The 18,920-nt window shown below is 65.1% G+C and carries 11 protein-coding genes; 7 read left to right on the top strand and 4 right to left on the bottom strand.

Annotated elements, in window-relative coordinates:
* Positions 1 to 70 precede the first annotated feature (70 nt).
* Positions 71 to 1,549, bottom strand: a complete 1,479-nt coding sequence (putP, locus tag RT028_RS08450; RefSeq protein ID WP_312934256.1) for a sodium/proline symporter PutP — start codon at positions 1,547 to 1,549, stop codon at positions 71 to 73.
* Between the two features lie 358 nt (positions 1,550 to 1,907).
* On the opposite strand from putP, the gene putA reads away from it, so the two are divergent.
* The 7 genes from putA to yccS all read left to right on the top strand — a co-directional run bounded on the left by putA (position 1,908) and on the right by yccS (position 15,747).
* Positions 1,908 to 5,861: a trifunctional transcriptional regulator/proline dehydrogenase/L-glutamate gamma-semialdehyde dehydrogenase gene (putA, locus tag RT028_RS08445; protein WP_312934255.1), complete on the top strand. Its 3,954-nt coding sequence runs from the start codon at positions 1,908 to 1,910 to the stop codon at positions 5,859 to 5,861.
* A 176-nt stretch (positions 5,862 to 6,037) separates the two neighbouring features.
* Positions 6,038 to 7,480, top strand: coding sequence for a TldD/PmbA family protein (locus RT028_RS08440; RefSeq protein WP_312934254.1), 1,443 nt, complete (start codon positions 6,038 to 6,040; stop codon positions 7,478 to 7,480).
* Complete coding sequence (locus RT028_RS08435; RefSeq protein WP_312934253.1) at positions 7,480 to 8,808, top strand: TldD/PmbA family protein; 1,329 nt, start codon at positions 7,480 to 7,482, stop codon at positions 8,806 to 8,808. The genes RT028_RS08440 and RT028_RS08435 overlap by 1 nt, the downstream gene beginning before the upstream one ends.
* Before the next feature lie 122 nt (positions 8,809 to 8,930).
* Positions 8,931 to 10,358 (top strand): multidrug transporter subunit MdtD, encoded by a 1,428-nt coding sequence (gene mdtD, locus RT028_RS08430; RefSeq protein ID WP_312934252.1) that lies wholly within the window; start codon positions 8,931 to 8,933, stop codon positions 10,356 to 10,358.
* A gap of 113 nt (positions 10,359 to 10,471) precedes the next feature.
* Complete coding sequence (gene dbpA / locus RT028_RS08425) at positions 10,472 to 11,809, top strand: ATP-dependent RNA helicase DbpA (RefSeq protein ID WP_312934275.1); 1,338 nt, start codon at positions 10,472 to 10,474, stop codon at positions 11,807 to 11,809.
* A 452-nt stretch (positions 11,810 to 12,261) separates the two neighbouring features.
* Complete coding sequence (locus RT028_RS08420; protein ID WP_312934251.1) at positions 12,262 to 13,443, top strand: NAD(P)/FAD-dependent oxidoreductase; 1,182 nt, start codon at positions 12,262 to 12,264, stop codon at positions 13,441 to 13,443.
* A gap of 105 nt (positions 13,444 to 13,548) precedes the next feature.
* On the top strand, positions 13,549 to 15,747 hold the full coding sequence (yccS, locus tag RT028_RS08415; RefSeq protein WP_312934250.1) for a YccS family putative transporter: 2,199 nt from the start codon (positions 13,549 to 13,551) through the stop codon (positions 15,745 to 15,747).
* Here the strand turns inward: yccS and RT028_RS08410 are convergent.
* From RT028_RS08410 to RT028_RS08400, 3 genes are read right to left on the bottom strand one after another with little or no spacing between them, the layout of a single operon-like run.
* Entirely contained in the window at positions 15,738 to 16,034 is a 297-nt protein-coding gene (locus tag RT028_RS08410; protein WP_312934249.1) for a winged helix-turn-helix domain-containing protein, read from the bottom strand. The genes yccS and RT028_RS08410 overlap by 10 nt on opposite strands.
* 13 nt (positions 16,035 to 16,047) lie before the next feature.
* Positions 16,048 to 16,548, bottom strand: coding sequence for a M48 family metallopeptidase (locus RT028_RS08405; protein WP_312934248.1), 501 nt, complete (start codon positions 16,546 to 16,548; stop codon positions 16,048 to 16,050).
* A 39-nt stretch (positions 16,549 to 16,587) separates the two neighbouring features.
* Positions 16,588 to 18,708, bottom strand: coding sequence for a putative bifunctional diguanylate cyclase/phosphodiesterase (locus tag RT028_RS08400; RefSeq protein ID WP_312934247.1), 2,121 nt, complete (start codon positions 18,706 to 18,708; stop codon positions 16,588 to 16,590).
* Positions 18,709 to 18,920 lie beyond the last annotated feature (212 nt).

Genomic DNA, 18,920 nt, shown 5'->3' with positions numbered 1-18,920 from the left:
TGCGGCTGGGGCCGTGGCACGGCCCAGCGCAGGGTGAAACGGGGCGTCGGTAAGCGCCCCGGGGGAGGTGTTACTTACCGATGTGATAGGCCGTATCGGCCGCTTCGAAGCGCGACACCATGTCTTTCGACGGACGGCCCAGCTTGCTCACCAGGATGATGGCGATGCTGGCCAGCAGGAAGCCTGGAATGATTTCGTACAGGCCCAGGGTGTCGTAGCGCTTCCACAGGATCACGGTCAGTGCGCCGACCACGATACCGGCCAGGGCGCCATTGCGGGTCATGCCCTTCCACACCACCGACAGCAGCACCACCGGCCCGAACGCCGCGCCGAAGCCGGCCCAGGCGTAGGCCACCAGGCCCAGTACGCGGTTTTCCGGGTTGGCTGCAAGGGCAATGGCCACCAGCGCCACACCCAGCACCATCAGGCGACCAACCCAGACCAGTTCCACCTGCGAGGCGTTCTTGCGCAGGAAGGCCTTGTAGAAGTCCTCGGTCAGTGCGCTGGAGCACACCAGCAGCTGGCAGCTCAGGGTGCTCATCACCGCAGCCAGGATGGCCGACAGCAGCACACCGGCGACCCATGGGTTGAACAGGATCTTGGCCAGTTCGATGAAGACCCGCTCAGGGTTTTCATTCACCGGCCCGGCCAGCTCCGGGTTGGCCGCGAAGTAGGCGATGCCGAAGAAACCGACGGCGCAGGTGCCCGCCAGGCAGAGGATCATCCAGGTCATGGAAATGCGCCGTGCCTTGCCGATCGACTTGACCGAATCAGCGGCCATGAAGCGCGCCAGGATGTGCGGCTGGCCGAAGTAGCCCAGCCCCCAGCCCATCAGCGAGACGATGCCGACGAAGGTCGCGCCCTTGAACATGTCGAAGTTGGCCGGGTTCTGCGCTTCGATGGCCAGGAACGTGGTGTCGATGCCGCCGGTGGAGAGCAGCACGATGATCGGCGTGAGGATCAGCGCGAAGATCATCAGCGAAGCCTGCACCGTGTCGGTCCAGCTCACCGCCAGGAAACCACCGACGAAGGTGTAGGCGATGGTTGCAGCAGCACCGGCCCACAGCGCCGTTTCATACGACAGGCCGAAGGTGCTTTCGAACAGCCGCGCGCCGGCGACGATGCCCGAGGCGCAATAGATGGTGAAGAACACCAGGATGACGATCGCCGAGATGATCCGCAGCAGACCGCTGCGGTCTTCGAAACGGCTGGCGAAGTAGTCCGGCAGGGTCAGCGCATCACCGTTGTACTCGGTCTGCACGCGCAGGCGCCCGGCAACGAACAGCCAGTTCAGGTAGGCGCCCACGGTCAGACCGATGGCGATCCAGATCTCCGACAGACCCGACATGTAGATGGCGCCCGGCAGGCCCATCAGCAGCCAGCCGCTCATGTCCGAAGCGCCGGCCGACAATGCGGTGACGACGCTGCCGAGGCTGCGGCCGCCCAGAATGTAGTCGGAAAGGTTGTTGGTAGCGCGATAGGCAGCGAAGCCGATGAGAACCATCGCTGCGATGTAGATCACAAACGTGATCGTGATTGGATTGCTCATGTGGTGGTGTCCTGGCGTTTGTTGTTATGAAAACAGCGACCCGTGATGACACGGTTGCACCTGGCGACGCATCCTAGGTGACAACTCAAATCAGGTGCAACCATTTTTCATTTGACAGTTGCACCTTCGGAATTTTCTGAAAAAACCCTCAGGATTTCGCCCCACTTTCGTGCACGTTTGCGCGCTCAGACGGTAAAACGACGCTTTTATGCCGCTTTCAGACATTAGTTGCGAGTGTCAGACGAACAGCACTCCCGACCCTTGAAAAAACGGGTTGCACCCGGTTGCACCTCTGCGCTGCTTGGCGCTAATCTTGCCGCCTGCACAAGCCACGCCGTGGCAATAAAGAGGACAAGAAATGGCGACCACCACCCTCGGGGTCAAACTCGACGACCCTACCCGTGAGCGACTCAAGGCCGCTGCGCACTCCATCGACCGCACGCCGCACTGGTTGATCAAGCAGGCCATCTTCAACTACCTGGAGAAGCTCGAGGGTGGTGCCACCCTGCAAGACCTCAACGGCCAGGCTGCCGCACTCGCCGAAGACATCGGCGAGCTGCCTGCCGAACAAAGCCTGCAATGCTTCCTGGAATTTGCAGAAAGCATTCTGCCGCAGTCGGTGCTGCGCTCGGCCATCACCGCTGCCTACCGCCGCCCGGAACAGGAAATGGTGCCCATGCTGCTGGAGCAGGCGCGCCTGACCAGCACGCAGGCAGAGGCCACCCACAAGATGGCCGCCGGCATTGCCGAGAAGCTGCGCAACCAGAAGAGCGCCAGTGGCCGTGCCGGTGTGGTGCAAGGCCTGCTGCAGGAATTCTCCCTGTCGTCGCAGGAAGGCGTGGCGCTGATGTGCCTGGCCGAAGCGCTGCTGCGCATCCCCGACAAGGGCACCCGCGACGCCCTGATCCGCGACAAGATCAGCACCGGCAACTGGCAGCCGCACCTGGGCAACAGCCCGTCGCTGTTCGTCAATGCCGCTACCTGGGGCCTGCTGCTGACCGGCAAGCTGGTCTCGACCCACAATGAATCCGGCCTCACCTCCTCGCTCACGCGCATCATCGGCAAGAGCGGCGAGCCGATGATCCGCAAGGGCGTCGACATGGCCATGCGCCTGATGGGCGAGCAGTTCGTCACGGGCGAAACCATCGCCGAAGCCCTGGCCAACGCCAACCGCTTCGAGTCCAAGGGTTTCCGCTATTCCTACGACATGCTCGGTGAAGCCGCCCTGACCGAGCACGACGCGCAGAAATACCTGGCCTCGTACGAGCAGGCGATCCACTCCATCGGCAAAGCCTCCAATGGCCGCGGCATCTACGAGGGCCCTGGCATCTCGATCAAGCTCTCGGCCCTGCACCCGCGCTACAGCCGCGCGCAGTACGAACGCGTCATGGACGAGCTGTACCCGCGCCTGCTGGGCTTGACCGTGCTGGCCAAGCAGTACGACATCGGCCTGAACATCGACGCCGAGGAAGCCGACCGCCTGGAGCTGTCGCTGGAGCTGCTCGAGCGCCTGTGCTTCGAGCCGCAGCTGGCCGGCTGGAACGGCATTGGCTTCGTCATCCAGGCGTATCAGAAGCGTTGCCCGTACGTGATCGACTATGTCATCGACCTGGCCAAGCGCAGCCGCCATCGCCTGATGATCCGCCTGGTCAAGGGCGCCTACTGGGACAGCGAGATCAAGCGCGCCCAGGTCGAAGGCCTGGAAGGCTACCCGGTCTATACCCGCAAGGTGTACACCGACGTCTCGTTCGTGGCCTGCGCTCGCAAGCTGCTGGCAGTGCCCGAAGCCATCTACCCGCAGTTCGCCACGCACAACGCCCACACGCTGTCGGCCATTTACCAGATCGCCGGCCAGAACTATTACCCCGGCCAGTACGAATTCCAATGCCTGCACGGCATGGGCGAGCCCCTCTACGAGCAAGTGGTCGGGAAGATTTCCGAGGGCAAGCTGAACCGCCCCTGCCGGGTCTATGCCCCGGTCGGCACCCACGAAACGCTGCTGGCGTATCTGGTGCGCCGTCTGCTGGAAAACGGCGCCAACACCTCGTTCGTCAACCGCATCGCCGACCACTCGATTTCCATCCAGGAACTGGTGGCCGATCCGGTTGCCAGCATCGAGCGCATGGCCGCGCAGGAAGGCAGCATCGGCCTGCCCCACCCACGCATCCCGCAACCACGTGACCTGTACGGCAGCGAGCGCGCCAACTCGGCGGGTATCGACCTGGCCAACGAACATCGCCTGGCGTCGCTGTCCTGCGCACTGCTGTCGACCGCGCACCACGACTGGCACGCAGCACCCATGCTGGCCTGCGCGGCCGCTGACGAAGCAGCCGTGAACGTGCTCAACCCGTCCGATCAGCGTGACGTGGTCGGTCAGGTCCAGGAAGCCACCGTGGCCGACGCGGACAACGCGGTACAGTGCGCGATCAATGCAGCGCCGATCTGGCAGGCCACCCCGCCCGCCGAGCGCGCCGCGATTCTGGAACGCGCGGCAGACGCCATGGAAGCCGAGATCCAGCCGCTGATGGGCCTGCTGGTACGCGAAGCCGGCAAGACCTTCGCCAACGCGATCGCCGAAGTGCGCGAGGCCGTGGATTTCCTGCGCTACTACGCCGTGCAGGCGCGCACCGACCTGAGCAATGCCGACTGCCGCCCGTTGGGGCCGGTGGTGTGCATCAGCCCGTGGAACTTCCCACTGGCGATCTTCTCCGGCCAGGTGGCCGCAGCGCTGGCCGCCGGTAACCCGGTGCTGGCCAAGCCTGCCGAACAAACCCCGCTGATCGCCGCCCAGGCCGTGCGCCTGCTGCTCGAAGCCGGCATTCCCGAAGGCGTGCTGCAACTGTTGCCAGGGCGCGGCGAAACCGTCGGTGCGCGCCTGGTCGGTGATGAGCGGGTCAAGGGCGTGATGTTCACGGGCTCCACCGAAGTCGCCCGCCTGCTGCAACGCAACATCGCTGGCCGCCTGGATGCCCAGGGCCGGCCAATCCCGCTGATTGCCGAAACCGGCGGGCAGAACGCCATGATCGTTGACTCCTCGGCGCTGACCGAGCAGGTGGTGATCGATGTGGTGTCATCGGCCTTCGACAGCGCCGGCCAGCGTTGCTCGGCCCTGCGCGTACTGTGCCTGCAGGAAGACTGCGCCGATCGCGTGATCGACATGCTCAAGGGCGCCATGGCGCAGAGCCGCCTGGGCAACCCGGAGCGCCTGTCGGTGGATATCGGCCCGGTGATCGACGCCGAGGCCAAGGCCGGCATCGAGAAACACATTCAGGGCATGCGTGAAAAAGGCCGCTCGGTGTACCAGGTGGCCATCGCTGATGGCACCGAGTGCAAGCGCGGCACCTTCGTGATGCCAACGCTGATCGAACTGGACAGCCTCGACGAGCTGCAGCGCGAAATCTTCGGGCCGGTGCTGCACGTGGTGCGCTACAACCGCCGCAACCTCGACGCGCTGATCGAGCAGATCAATGCCTCGGGTTATGGCCTGACCCTCGGCGTGCACACCCGCATCGACGAGACCATCGCCAAGGTGGTGGACAACGTCAACGCCGGCAACCTGTACGTCAACCGCAACATCGTTGGCGCGGTGGTCGGGGTACAACCCTTCGGTGGCGAAGGCCTCTCGGGCACCGGTCCGAAAGCCGGCGGCCCGCTGTACCTGTACCGCCTGCTGTCGACCCGTCCGAGCGACGCCATCGCTCGCCACTTCGAGCGCAGCGATGTCGCAGGCCAGGTCGACGACACCTTGCGTCAGCAACAGCTCAAGCCGCTGCAGGCTTTCAAGGCCTGGGCCAGCAGCAACCAGCATGCTGAACTCGCCAGCCTTTGCGAACAGTTCGCCGAGCAGTCGCAAAGTGGCGTGACCCGCTTGCTGCCCGGCCCGACCGGCGAGCGCAACAGCTACACCATCCTGCCGCGCGAGCACGTGCTGTGCCTGGCCGACCACGAACAGGACCTGCTCAGCCAACTGGCGGCAGTGCTGGCCGTGGGCAGTTCAGCGCTGTGGCTGGACGGCGAACCCGGCAAAGCCCTGCGCGCCCGCCTGCCCAAAGAGGTGCAGGCCAAGGTCGCCCTGGTGGCCGACTGGCAGAAAGACGAAGTGGCCTTCGACGCCGTGCTGCACCACGGTGATTGCGACCAGCTGCGCGGCGTCTGCGAGCAGGTGGCCAAACGCGGCGGGGCGATCGTCGGGGTTCATGGGCTGTCGTCCGGTGATACCCAGATCGCGCTGGAGCGATTGGTGATCGAGCGCGCGGTGAGCGTCAATACCGCTGCCGCGGGGGGTAACGCGAGCCTGATGACCATTGGTTGAAGGTAGGCGGTACTGAAAAGGAGCGCTTCGGCGCTCCTTTTTTTATGGCCGACGCAGGCTGCAGCCCATCGCCCTCTGCATGAACACTGCACCGCATCGAATGACCCGCCCGCCGCCTGGTCCATCGACCCTGATACTCTGTCGCACTCCTTACCCCGCCCAACGGAGCCTTGCTCATGTTCGACGCCAGCACCCTGCTGCGCCAGCGCTTCGCTGCATTGCGCAGTGGCGCGGAGCTGTTTTCCCTGCGCCATGTGAAACACTCGCATCAGTCACTTGCCGTGCGTCGTAACGTCGCCGAGCCGCCGTACTTCAGCCAGGATGAAGGCGCCATGCTCACCGTGCGTGTGGCTGGCGTCGAGGCCTACGCAGCCACTGCGGACCTTTCGCAAAGCGGCTTGCAGCGTGCACTGGAGCGGGCCGAGGCGCTGGCACGGCAGATCAAGGCGCACAGCCTGCTGGACCTCAGCGAACAAGCGGTGCCCAGCGGGCGCCACGACCACGTCTCGCCCAACTTCGAGCAGACCCTGCCCAAGCTCGCCGATTGTTTGGCGCTGCTGGCCCGTGAATCGGCCAGCGTGCCCAACGACGCGCGCCTGGTGGATTGGCAGCTCAGCCTGGGCATCACGGTGGTCGAGCAGACCTACCTGAACTCTGCCGGCGCCGAGCTGCGCCAGGCTCAGCGCTTCCTGTTCCCGGGTCTGGGCGTCACCGCCAGCGATGGCCAGGACAGCCAGAGCCGCACCCTGGGGCGCGACAATTTCGGCCAGCAAGGCGGCTTCGACGTGATCGAGCGCTGCGCCCTGATCGGCGCCGCGCCGCGCGTAGCGGACGAAGCGCTGCAACTGCTGCTGGCGCCCAACACCCCGAGTGGCCGGCGCGACCTGCTGCTGATGCCCGACCAGATGATGCTGCAGATACACGAGTCGATCGGCCACCCGCTGGAGATGGACCGCATTCTGGGCGATGAGCGCAATTACGCCGGCACCAGCTTCGTCAAGGCCAGTGACTTCGGCCAGTTGCAGTACGGCTCGGCGCTGCTCAACGTGACGTTCGACCCGACCTTGCCTGAGGAGCTGGCCAGCTACAGCTTCGACGACGACGGCAGCGCCGCGAGCAAGCAGTTCCTGATTCGCGATGGCGTGTTGCTGCGCCCGCTTGGCGGCGCCCTGTCGCAGTGGCGCAGCGGCCTGGAGGGTGTCGCCAACAGCCGGGCGTGCAGCTGGAACCGCGCGCCGATCGACCGCATGGCCAACCTCAACATCGAACCAGGCGATCAGTCGCTCGAGCAACTGATCGCCGGCATCGAGCACGGCATCCTGATGCGCACCAACCGCTCCTGGTCCATCGACGATGCGCGCAACAAGTTTCAGTTCGGCTGCGAATGGGGCCAGCTCATCGAGCACGGCCAACTCCGAGGTGTGGTGAAGAACCCGAACTACCGCGGTATTTCTGCCGAATTCTGGCGCAACCTGAGCGCCGTCGGTGATCGCAGCACCTTCCAGGTGCTGGGCACGCCCAACTGCGGCAAAGGCGAGCCTAATCAGGTGATTCGTGTCGGCCATGCCTCGCCGGCTTGCGTGTTCAGTCAGATCGATGTGTTCGGAGGAGACGCCTGATGAGCGTGTATCAAGATCGTTTTCAGGCGCTGCTCGACGCAGTGCGCGCGGCGACCCTGGCCGACGAGCAATTCACCCTGAGCTACAACGCCGAGCACTCGCAATTCGTACGCTTCAACCACGCCAAGGTGCGCCAGGCCGGCGAGGTCAGCCAGGCCAGCGTGCAACTGCGCCTGGTACGCGAAGGCCGGCAGGCCGAGCAGCACATCACCCTCAGCGACGATGCCGTGGTCGATTGCCAGCGGCTCATGCAAGGGCTGATGCAGCTGCGCGAGACCTTGCCACTGCTGGCGGTCGACCCGTACCTGAACCTGGATGCCAATGCCTGGCACAGCCATAGCCTGCTGGCCTCGCCGCTGCCGGAACTGGACCAGGTGCTGGCACTGATCGAGCGGGAAGCCGGTGACCTGGACCTGGTCGGCATCTACGCTGCCGGGCCCATTTGCCGCGGTTTCGCTGCCTCGTCCGGCGCCTTCGGCTGGCACCAGGCGAACAGCTTCAACGTCGACTGGAGCCTGTTCCATGCCAATGGCGAGGCGGTCAAGGCCAACTACGCCGGCCAGGACTGGAGCGCCGAGGCGTTCACCGCTCGCCTGCGTCAGGCGCGTGAACAGCTGGCGTTCCTCGGTCGTCCTGCCGTGACCTTGAAGCCCGGCCAGTACCGCGCCTATCTGGCGCCAGCGGCGATGGACGAGATTGCCGGCATGCTCGCCTGGGGCGGCTTTTCCGCACAAGGCCTGGCGACCGGCGCCAGCCCTCTGCAGCGGCTGTATGCCGGGGATGCACAGCTCAGCCCTCAGGTGAGCTTCAGCGAGCAGGTCAGTGGCTCCCTCAGCCCGGCTTTTTCCAATGAGGGCTCGCCACGCCAGGATGTCCGCCTGATTCACCAAGGCACGGCCCAGTCCCGCCTGATCAGTGCCCGCAGCGCGGTCGAGTTCGGCTTGCAGGCCAACGGTGCCGACAGCTACGAGGCGCCCTGCGCGCTGAGCCTGGCGCCCGGCGACCTGCCCAGCGCAGCGGTGCTGGAACGCCTGGGCACTGGCCTGTACATCAGCAACCTCTGGTACCTGAACTACTCCGACCTGCCCGCAGCGCGCATGACCGGCCTGACCCGCTTCGCCACCTTCTGGGTGGAAAACGGCCAGATCCAGGGCCCGGTGCGCACCATGCGCTTCGACGACACGCTGTACAGCCTGCTCGGTAGTCAACTGGAGGCACTGACCGAGGAACGTGAAATGATCCTCTCGACCAGCACCTACAGCGAACGCAGCACCGGGTCGAATCATCTGCCAGGTGCACTGGTCAAAGCGTTGACCCTGACCTTGTGATGCGTCGCCACCATCCTCGGCGTGCGACATGACGGACAAGCGCCAGGGCCTGCGTCGCCGCCGCCCCCTGTGCCAAGCCAGGGGGCGGCCAGCGCACGCCCTTCAGAACAGTGAGGTTCTCCATGCCCGAACGCGCTCCACTCGATCCCGCCACCGCACGCCTGATCCCTTGGGTGGTGGCAATCGCCTTCTTCATGCAGGCCCTGGACGGCACCATCCTCAATACCGCCCTCCCCGACATGGCCCGCTCGCTCTCGGAAAACCCGTTGCGCATGCAGGGCGTGATCATCGCCTACATGCTGACCGTGGCGCTGTTGATCCCGGCCTCCGGCTGGATCGCTGATCGCTTCGGCACCAAGCATGTGTTCTTCAGCGCCATTGTGCTGTTCAGCCTGGGCTCGCTGCTGTGCGCAGTCGCCAACAGCCTGGGCTTTCTGGTCGGCGCACGGATCGTGCAAGGCCTGGGCGGCGCGCTGATGCTGCCCGTGGGGCGGCTGGTGGTCTTGCGCGCCTACCCGCGCTCGGAACTGGTGCGCATCATGAGTTTCATCACCATTCCGGCGCTGCTTGGGCCGCTGCTGGGCCCGACCCTGGGCGGCTGGCTGGTCGAGGTGCTCAGCTGGCACTGGATCTTCCTGCTCAATCTGCCCGTAGGCGCGCTGGGCTGCTGGGCGGTGTGGAAATACATCCCCGACCTGCGCGGTGCCGAACGCACCTCCTTCGACGGACCGGGCTTTCTGCTGTTCGGCGCGGCGATGGTGCTGATCACCATCGCCATGGAAGGGCTGGGCGAGCTGCACCTGCCGCATTTGCGCGTGATGTTGCTGCTGTTCGCCGGCCTGGCGTGCCTGGCCGCCTACTGGCTACGCGCGGGCCGCGACCCGGAGCCGCTGTTCTCGCCCAGCCTGTTCCGGGTACGCACCTTTGCCATCGGCATCCTCGGCAACCTGTTCGCCCGTCTGGGCAGCGGCGCCCTGCCCTTTCTCGTGCCGCTGCTGCTGCAAGTGGCGCTGGGCTACTCGCCGATGCAGGCGGGCATGAGCATGATTCCCCTGGCGGCGGCCGCGATGCTGGCCAAGTGGGTGGCGCGACCGCTGATCGAGCGCCTGGGTTATCGGGTCGTGCTGACCGGCAATACCCTGATGCTCGGCATCGGCCTGGCCAGCCTGGCGCTGGTGGATGCCGAAACGCCCTACCCGCTGCTGCTGGCCCACCTGGGGGTGCTCGGGGCGATCAACTCGCTGCAGTTCACTGCCATGAACACCGTCACGCTGATCGACCTGGACGATGACAATGCCAGCGGCGGCAACAGCCTGTTGTCGGTGGTGGCACAGTTGTCGCTGAGCCTTGGGGTGGCCTGCGCAGGGGCGCTGCTGGGCGGCTTTACCACGGCCGGCAGCGGTGATGCAGTGGAGACCACGCTGGAGGCGTTCCAGCTGACGTTCGTGACCATCGGCGTGATGGCGATGCTGGCGGCGGCGATCTTCCTGCAACTGGCGCCGACGGACGGGCGGCGTGCTCGGCGTCCGGAACAGGACCTGGAGTCTTAGGTGCCAGGTCACGGGGCTGATAGACTGTGCGGCATTTTTACGCGCCATCACCGCAGGCCTGCCCCGTGACCACCGACTCCACCGCTTTCGCCACTCTGCCGTTGTCCCCCGCCATGCTGGCCAACCTCGAGGCTCTGGGTTACAGCGCCATGACGCCGATCCAGGCGCAGAGCCTGCCGGTCATCCTGCGCGGCCTCGACCTGATCGCCCAGGCCAAGACCGGCAGCGGCAAGACCGCCGCGTTCGGTATTGGCCTGCTCAACCCGATCAACCCGCGTTTCTTCGGCTGCCAGGCCCTGGTGCTGTGCCCGACGCGCGAGCTGGCCGATCAGGTGGCCAAGGAGCTGCGCCGGCTGGCTCGGGCCGAAGACAACATCAAGATCCTCACCCTCTGCGGCGGCGTCTCGCTGGGCCCGCAGATCGCCTCGCTGGAGCACGGCGCGCACATCATCGTCGGCACCCCGGGGCGCATCCAGCAGCACCTGGACAAGGGCACCCTGGTGCTCGACGGCCTCAATACCCTGGTCCTCGACGAAGCCGACCGCATGCTCGACATGGGCTTCTTCGACGCCATCGCCAGCATCCTCGGCAAGACGCCGTCGCGCCGTCAGACCTTGCTGTTCTCGGCCACCTATCCTGCGGGCATCGAACAGCTGGCCGCGAACTTCATGCGCAAGCCGCAGCAGGTCAAGGTCGAGAGCCAACACAGCGACAGCCAGATCGAACAACGTTTCATCGAGATCGACGCAGCGCAGCGGCTGGAGGCTGTGACCCGTGTGCTGGGCCACTACCGCCCGCAGTCGTGCGTGGCCTTCTGCTTCACCAAGCAGCAGTGCGAAGAGGTGGTCGCGCACCTCAACGCCAAGGGCATCGTGGCCCAGGCGCTGCATGGCGACCTGGAACAACGCGACCGCGACCAGGTGCTGGCGATGTTCGCCAACCGCAGCATTTCGGTGCTGGTGGCCACGGATGTGGCTGCGCGCGGCCTGGACATCGACGGCCTGGACATGGTGATCAACGCCGAGCTGGCGCGCGATGCCGAGATTCACGTGCACCGCGTGGGCCGTACCGGTCGCGCAGGCGAGAAAGGCCTGGCGATCAGCCTGGTGGCGCCAGCCGAGGGCCATCGCGCCCAGGCCATCGAAGCGCTGCAAGGCCATCCGCTGCGCTGGGAACAGCTCGACAGCCTCAAGCAAAAGGGCGGCGAGCCGTTGCTGCCGGTGATGAGCACCTTGTGCATCGCGGCCGGACGCAAGGACAAGTTGCGCCCGGGCGATATCCTCGGTGCGCTGACCGGTGATGCCGGGATTGCCGGGACGCAGGTGGGCAAGATCGCCATCTTCGATTTCCAGGCCTTCGTTGCCGTCGAGCGCGCCGTGGCCAAGGCGGCCATGCAGCGGTTGAACAGCGGCAAGATCAAGGGGCGGGTGTTGAAGGTGCGGATTCTCTGATCGCGCGTTTCGTGTGAAAGCGAGGTCGCTCGTAAAGGGCTGCAATCTTGTTTAGCCAGTTAGCTTCGCGGGGTCTGTTTTGGGGCGGCTTTGCCGCCCATCGCGACTGACCGGAGCGCCGGACCGGTCGCTCCTACAGGGGATCTATTTTCCTGGATGGATTACATCGAGCAGGCACCGCGGTCCGTGGAGTTTTGGGGCGGCTTTGCCGCCCATCGCGACTGAAGTCGCTCCTACAAAGGTACGTATTTTCCTGGATGGATTACATCAGGCAGGCACCGCGGTCCTCTGTAGGAGCGACTTTAGTCGCGATGGGCGGCAGAGCCGCCCCTACGCTAACGCGACCGATCCAACTCGAGCCCATTCCCTCCTGACCGTTTGTCAGGGTCGAGTGATAGACGGCCACCCCCCACACACCCTTTATCCACACTCACCGCTTGAAGGTTTTCCTGTTGACCACCACCGACGTGATCATCCTCGGCGCCGGCGCTGCCGGCCTCATGTGCGCCCAACTCGCTGCCCGCCGCGGGCGTCGGGTGTTGCTGCTCGACCACGCCAACAAACCGGGCAAGAAGATCCTCATGTCCGGCGGCGGGCGCTGCAACTTCACCAACATGTACACCGAACCGGGCAATTTCCTCTCGCACAACCCGCACTTCTGCAAATCGGCCCTGGCCCGCTACACCCAGTGGGACTTCATCGCCCTGGTCAGCAAGCACGGCGTGCCGTATCACGAGAAGAAGCTCGGTCAGCTGTTCTGTGACAACAAGGCCAGCGACATCCTCGACATGCTGCTCAGCGAGTGTGCCGAGGCCGGCGCCGAATTGCGCATGCACACCGAAATCACCCAGATCGACAAGACCGATCACGGTTACACCCTGCAGACCAGTGCCGGGCCAATGGCCTGCCAGTCCCTGGTGATCGCCACCGGTGGCCTGTCGATCCCGACCCTCGGTGCCACGGGGTTCGGCTTCCAGGTGGCACGCCAGTTTGGTCATAGCCTGCTGCCGACGCGCGCCGGCCTGGTGCCGTTCACCATCACCGAGCCCCAACTCAAGGCACTGTTCACCGAGCTGTCGGGAACCTCGCTGGACTGCATCGCCAGCTGCAATGACGTGCACTTTCGCGAAAACCTGCTGTTCACCCACCGCGGCCTGAGCGGCCCGGCGATTCTGCAGGTGTCGTCGTTCTGGGAGGCTGGCGATACGGTGCACATCAACCTGCTGCCAGACCGCGATGCGCTGGAGTGGCTGCAGTCACTGCAGCGCGAGCGCGGCAACAGCGAGCTGAAAACCGTGCTGGCCGAGGTCTTCACCCGCAAGCTGGCGACCTTGCTGGCCGAGCAGTGGTTCGAGTCGCGCCCACTGAAGCAGTACACCCCGGCGGAGCTGGCGCAGATCGCCGAGCGCTTGAGCGCCTGGCAGGTGATTCCAGCGGGCACCGAGGGCTATCGCACGGCCGAGGTCACCCTGGGCGGGGTGGACACCCGCGAGGTGTCGTCCAAGACCATGGAATCGCTGAAAAGTCCGGGGCTGTACTTCATCGGTGAGGTGCTGGACGTCAGCGGCCACCTGGGCGGCTTCAATTTCCAATGGGCCTGGGCCTCGGCCAATGCGGCGGCCCAGTTCGTGTAGATGCCAGCCGTGAAAACGTTCCACTTCAGGTAAAGTAACGCCGTTCAGCCGCCGGGAACGGTTCTTGCTGGACGACACGTTTCCGATCACGGCCCAGGTCCTTTCATGTCATCGAGTTCGTTGCGCCATTCACTGCGTCGCCTGTGGGGCCAAGACAAGTTCAGCTACAGCATCCGGGTGACCGTTGCGCTCACCGGGAGCATGGCCTGGTGCTGGTACCAGGACGAAATGCGCCTGTTGATCCCGCTGTTCCTCGGCATCATCGCCAGCGCCCTGGCCGAGACGGACGACGGTTGGCGCGGCCGGCTCAGTGCACTGCTGGTGACCCTGGTGTGCTTTGCCATTGCGGCATTGTCGGTGGAGCTGCTGTTCCCCTACCCCTGGCTATTCGCCGTGGCCCTGGCGCTGGCCACCTTCGCCTTGACCATGCTCGGCGCCCTGGGCGAACGCTACGGCGCCATCGCCTCGGCTACGCTGATCCTGGCGGTGTACACGATGATCGCGGTGGACCAGCGCGGCGGGCAGCTCACTGACTTCTGGCACGAACCGCTGCTGCTGGTGGCCGGCGCGGCGTGGTACGGGCTGCTGTCGGTACTGTGGCAATTGCTCTTTTCCAACCAACCGGTGCAGCAGAGCCTGGCCAAGCTGTTCTTCGAGCTCGGCCGTTACCTCAAGCTCAAGGCCGCGCTGTTCGAGCCGGTTCGCCACGTTGATCTCGAAGCGCGGCGCCTGGAGTTGGCACAGCAGAATGGCAAGGTGGTGGCTGCGCTCAATGTGGCCAAGGAAATCATCCTGCACCGGGTCGGCAACACCCAGCCCAACTCCAAGGTCAGCCGTTACCTGAAACTGTATTTCCTCGCCCAGGACATCCATGAGCGGGTCAGCGCGTCGCACTACCCTTACAACGCCCTGGCCGAAGCCTTCTTCCACAGCGACGTGATGTTCCGCTGCCAGCGCCTGTTGCGCCAGCAAGGCTCGGCCTGCCAGCGACTGGCCCACTCGATCCGCCTGCGTCAGCCATTCGAGTACGACACGCAGTTCGCGGAAACCCTGGAAGACCTGCACGCCTCGCTCGACTATCTGCGCGCGCAGAACAACCCCGCCTGGCGCGGCCTGTTGCGATCGCTGCGGGCGCTGGCGGCCAACCTTGGCACGCTGGAGCGGCTACTGGCCGCTGCGAGCAACCCCGAAACCCTGGCCGATGCCAGCGACAGCAGCTTGCTGGACCGCTCGCCACGTACCTTCAAGGATGTCTGGAAGCGCCTGCGCACTCAGCTCACACCGACCTCGCTGTTGTTCCGCCACGCACTGCGTCTGCCCTTGGCGCTGTCGATCGGCTACGGCATGGTGCACCTGATCCACCCCAGCCAGGGCTACTGGATCATCCTCACCACGTTGTTCGTCTGCCAGCCCAACTACGGCGCTACCCGGCGCAAGCTGGTGCAGCGGATCTTCGGCACGGCCATCGGTCTGACTGCCGGCTGGGCGCTGTTCGACCTGTTCCCCAACCCCATCGTGCAATCACTGTTCGCGGTGGTAGCGGGCGTGGTGTTCTTCGTCAACCGCACCAGCCGCTACACCCTCGCGACCGCCGCCATCACGCTGATGGTGCTGTTCTGTTTCAACCAGATCGGCGATGGCTATGGCCTGTTCCTGCCGCGCTTGTTCGATACCCTGGTGGGCAGTCTGATCGCGATTCTGGCGGTGTTCCTGTTCCTGCCGGACTGGCAGGGTCGACGCCTGAACAAGGTGCTGGCCACCACCCTGACCTGTGCCAGCGCCTACCTGCGCCAGATCATGCAGCAATACGCCCATGGCAAGCGCGATGACCTCGCCTACCGCCTGGCCCGGCGCAACGCCCACAACGCCGATGCAGCGTTGTCGACCACCTTGGCCAACATGCTCATGGAGCCAGGGCATTTCCGTAAGGAGGCCGATGTCGGTTTCCGCTTCCTGGTGCTGTCGCACACCTTGCTCAGCTACCTCTCAGGCCTCGGCGCGCACCGCGAAACCGCCCTGCCCGCAGAGGTGCACGAGCAGTTGATCGACGGTGCGGGACAAGCCTTGGCCAACAGCCTGGAAGAAATCGCCAGCGGCCTCGAGGCACGCACGGCGGTGGCCATCCAGAGCGATGCCGAAGAGGCCCTGGCCGCGGCGCTGGAGCAGATGCCAGAAGAGCTCGACGAACATCAGCGCCTGGTACAGACGCAACTGGCGCTGATCTGCCGACAACTGGGTCCGTTGCGGACCCTGGCAGGTCACCTGATCAAGCAGGTCGGCCCTGCCGACACCGCTCAGGGATAACCCAGCACCTCGCGCAAGGCCGGCAGATGCGCCGCGATCCACTGCCGGTCGATGGCGCCCCAGTCACGGATGCGGTACTGCCCGGCGTGGTTGCGCGCGCCCGCTTCCTGCTCGAACTCACAGACGATGTCCAGGTCGGCCAGGGCGGCAATGGTGTCCTGCGCGGTACGCCGCGGCATGCCCGTGGTGTCGACCAGCGCCGGCACCGTGGCGGCGGCCTGGCTGTCGATCAACCAGGCCACGTACAGCCGGCGGTAGAAACTGCTCTTGGTTTTGCTGACCTGCATGCTGCTCGTTCCTTTAGACGATGCCCGGCAGTTCCCGATAGGTCAGGTACACGCGCAGGTCGAATTCCAGTTGGTGGTAGCTCGGTTCCATGTGCTCACAGAGCTGATAGAACGCCTTGCTGTGATCGCGCTCCTTCAAGTGCGCCAGCTCGTGGACCACGATCATGCGCAGAAATTGCGGTGCGGCAGTCTTGAACAACGAGGCGATACGGATTTCCTTCTTCGCCTTGAGGTTGCCGCCCTGCACCCGCGACACCGCCGTGTTCAGCCCCAGGGCGCGGTGGGTGAGGTCCAGACGGTTGTCGAACAGCACCTTGTCCAGCGGCGGCGCCGTGCGCAGGTACTGCTGCTTGATGTCCTGGGCGTAGGCGTACAGTGCCTTGTCGCTCTGCACCGCATGCTGCTCGGTATAGCGCTGCTGCAGGTAGGCCCCCAGACGGTCGCTGGCGATCAACTGGCGGATCTGGTCCTGCAGGTGCTGAGGGTAGGCTTGCAGGTAGCGCAGTACGGTCATGGCGAAGATTCAACGAAAGGGGCCGCTGATTCTAGCCAATCATTGCCATGGGCAGGGCGCGAATGTCGCAAAGTCGCTGGCATCGCTCACCGTCAGTGGGCGTGCCACCAGAAACCCTTGCACGTACGGGCAACCGTTGTCGCGCAGCCAGTGGGCCTGGGCCAGGGTCTCGACACCTTCGGCGATGACCGTGATACCCAGCTGCGCGCACAGCTCGATGACCCCGCGCACCCAGGTGCAGTCGATCACGGACGAGGGCAAGCGGGCGATCACGTGCCGATCGAGCTTGAGGGTGTCGACCGGCAGCTCGCGCAGCATGCGCAGCGAGCAATCGCCTGTGCCGAAATCGTCCAGCGCTACGCGCAGGCCCTGCTCACGCAGGCACTGCACCTGCCTGATGGCTTCATCGAGGTTGTATGTCAGCGATGTCTCGGCCACCTCCACTTCGAGCTGCGCCGGCAGCAGCCCGTGCTCCTCGCGCACCTGCCGCAGCGCTTGCGCCAGCCCCGGCGTGAAGAATTGCGTGCGGCACAGGCTGATGCCCAGCACCAGCGAAGGGTCGAAACGCTGCTGCCAGGTGCGGCGCTGCGCGGCGCCCTTGCGGTAGATCCAGCTGGACAAGCGGTTGATCAGCCGCACTTCCTCCAGCAACGGGATGAACAGCCCCGGTGGCACGTCGCCGACGCTGGGATGCTGCCAGCGCAGCAAGGCCTCGAAGCCGCGCAGCCGACCGTCGGCGAAGGCCACCTGGGGCTGATAGACCAGGCTGAAGTCCTGCTGGTCGATGGCGGTGCGCACGCTGTCTTCGAGCAGCATGCGCGAGCGCGCGCGGCCGTTCAGTTCGCTATCGTAGAAGCGGTACTGCTGGCGACCTGCGCGCTTGGCGGCATACATCGCCTGGTCTGCGGCCTGAACCAGACTGTCGACCTGGGCCGCGCAGTCGGGGTAGGTGGCGATGCCGATGCTGATGCCAAGGTTCACTTCCACCCCTTCGACCTGCTGAAAACTCGACATCCGCTCGATGAGCTGTTCGGCAAAGCGTCCGGCCTGCTCCGGGTACGGCAGCTCCTCGAGCAAGGCGGTGAACTCGTCACCGCCCATGCGGGCCAGCAACACATGGCCGCCCAGGCATTCGCGCAACTGCTGGGCGACCCAGCGCAGCACGGTATCGCCCGCGTCATGGCCGACCGCATCGTTGATCCGCTTGAAGCCGTCCAGGTCCATGTACAGCAGGGCCTGAGCGCTGTCCTGACGCTCCAGGCGCAGCAGGGTGCGCTCTGCACACTGATAGAAACCGCGACGATTGAGCAGCCCGGTCAGCGGGTCGGTCACGGCCTGTTGCTCCAGCTGCTCATGCAGGTGGCGCACCATCGACATGTCCAGCACCGTGACGACCATGGACACCTGCTCTTGCGGCAGCGGCGCACAGGACAGCGCCACCGGCAACAGCTGCCCGCAGCAGGTGCGCAAGTGAGCGTCAGGCACCCTGAGGATCTGCCGGTTGCAGTAGGCGCTGTACAGATCGGACTCCTCCCAGGCGCGGCTGCCGGGCAGCTCGATGAGGTCGAGGACCTGCGCACCCTGCAAGGCCTGCACAGGCCGTTCCAGCAAAGCCGCGATCGCCGGGTTGGCAAAGCTGATGGCGCCGCTCTGGTCCACCACCAGGATGCCCTCGGCGGCGTGGTGGAGAATCGAGGCGTTGAACGCCTTGGCCTGTTCCAGCTCACGCGTCAGTTGCTGCAGCATGCGCCGGTCGCGCTGCTGTTCGAGCAGCGCCTGTACCTTGGGCTTGAGCACCTGCGGGTCGAATGGCTTGAACAGGTAATCGAGCGCGCCGCTCTGGTAGCCCCTGTGCACGGCGGCCGGGGATTGCTCGTTGGCGGTGAGGAAGATGATCGGGGTCTGGCGCGTGCGCTGGCTGCCGCGCATCAGGCGGGCCACTTCAAAGCCGTCCATCTCTGGCATCTGCACATCGAGGATGACCAGGTCGACGTCGGTCGTGAGCAAGGTCTCTAGGGCTTCGAAGCCCGAGGCGGCAGTCAGGACCTGCCAGTCCTCGCGCGCCAGCAGGGCACGCATGCTGATGAGGTTTTCCGGGTAATCGTCAACGACCAGAAGCACGGGTGTGCCGTCCGAACACTGTGTATGAGCGCCATCCATGCTGCTTCTCTTGTTATGACCCGCTACAACGTGCGCCGGGCTTGCGCTTACTACTCTAGCCAGCGGCAGGCGGGACGCAACGTATCAGATAGCATTAAGCCAGCCGCTGGTCGTGCAGGCGACTAACGGTCTGCCACGGGGCTTTGCGAGGCAAAATCCGGGATCGAGTAGGAGGCGGATTCACATCCGCCGTCCTCTCACACCACCGTGCG

Origin of the sequence: Pseudomonas sp. (assembly GCF_032058845.1) — a bacterium.
Taxonomy (GTDB): Bacteria; Pseudomonadota; Gammaproteobacteria; order Pseudomonadales; family Pseudomonadaceae; genus Aquipseudomonas.
The sequence above is the reverse complement of the archived record's forward strand: the minus strand, read 5'-3'. Positions and strand labels throughout refer to the sequence as shown.

Coding starts and splice junctions, on each gene's coding strand:
- putP (WP_312934256.1), bottom strand. CDS start 1,549: ATGAGCAATCCAATCACGATCACGTTTGTGATCTACATCGCAGCGATG.
- RT028_RS08435 (WP_312934253.1), top strand. CDS start 7,480: ATGAGCGTGTATCAAGATCGTTTTCAGGCGCTGCTCGACGCAGTGCGC.
- putA (WP_312934255.1), top strand. CDS start 1,908: ATGGCGACCACCACCCTCGGGGTCAAACTCGACGACCCTACCCGTGAG.
- RT028_RS08410 (WP_312934249.1), bottom strand. CDS start 16,034: ATGCAGGTCAGCAAAACCAAGAGCAGTTTCTACCGCCGGCTGTACGTG.
- mdtD (WP_312934252.1), top strand. CDS start 8,931: ATGCCCGAACGCGCTCCACTCGATCCCGCCACCGCACGCCTGATCCCT.
- RT028_RS08405 (WP_312934248.1), bottom strand. CDS start 16,548: ATGACCGTACTGCGCTACCTGCAAGCCTACCCTCAGCACCTGCAGGAC.
- yccS (WP_312934250.1), top strand. CDS start 13,549: ATGTCATCGAGTTCGTTGCGCCATTCACTGCGTCGCCTGTGGGGCCAA.
- RT028_RS08400 (WP_312934247.1), bottom strand. CDS start 18,708: ATGGATGGCGCTCATACACAGTGTTCGGACGGCACACCCGTGCTTCTG.
- RT028_RS08440 (WP_312934254.1), top strand. CDS start 6,038: ATGTTCGACGCCAGCACCCTGCTGCGCCAGCGCTTCGCTGCATTGCGC.
- dbpA (WP_312934275.1), top strand. CDS start 10,472: ATGCTGGCCAACCTCGAGGCTCTGGGTTACAGCGCCATGACGCCGATC.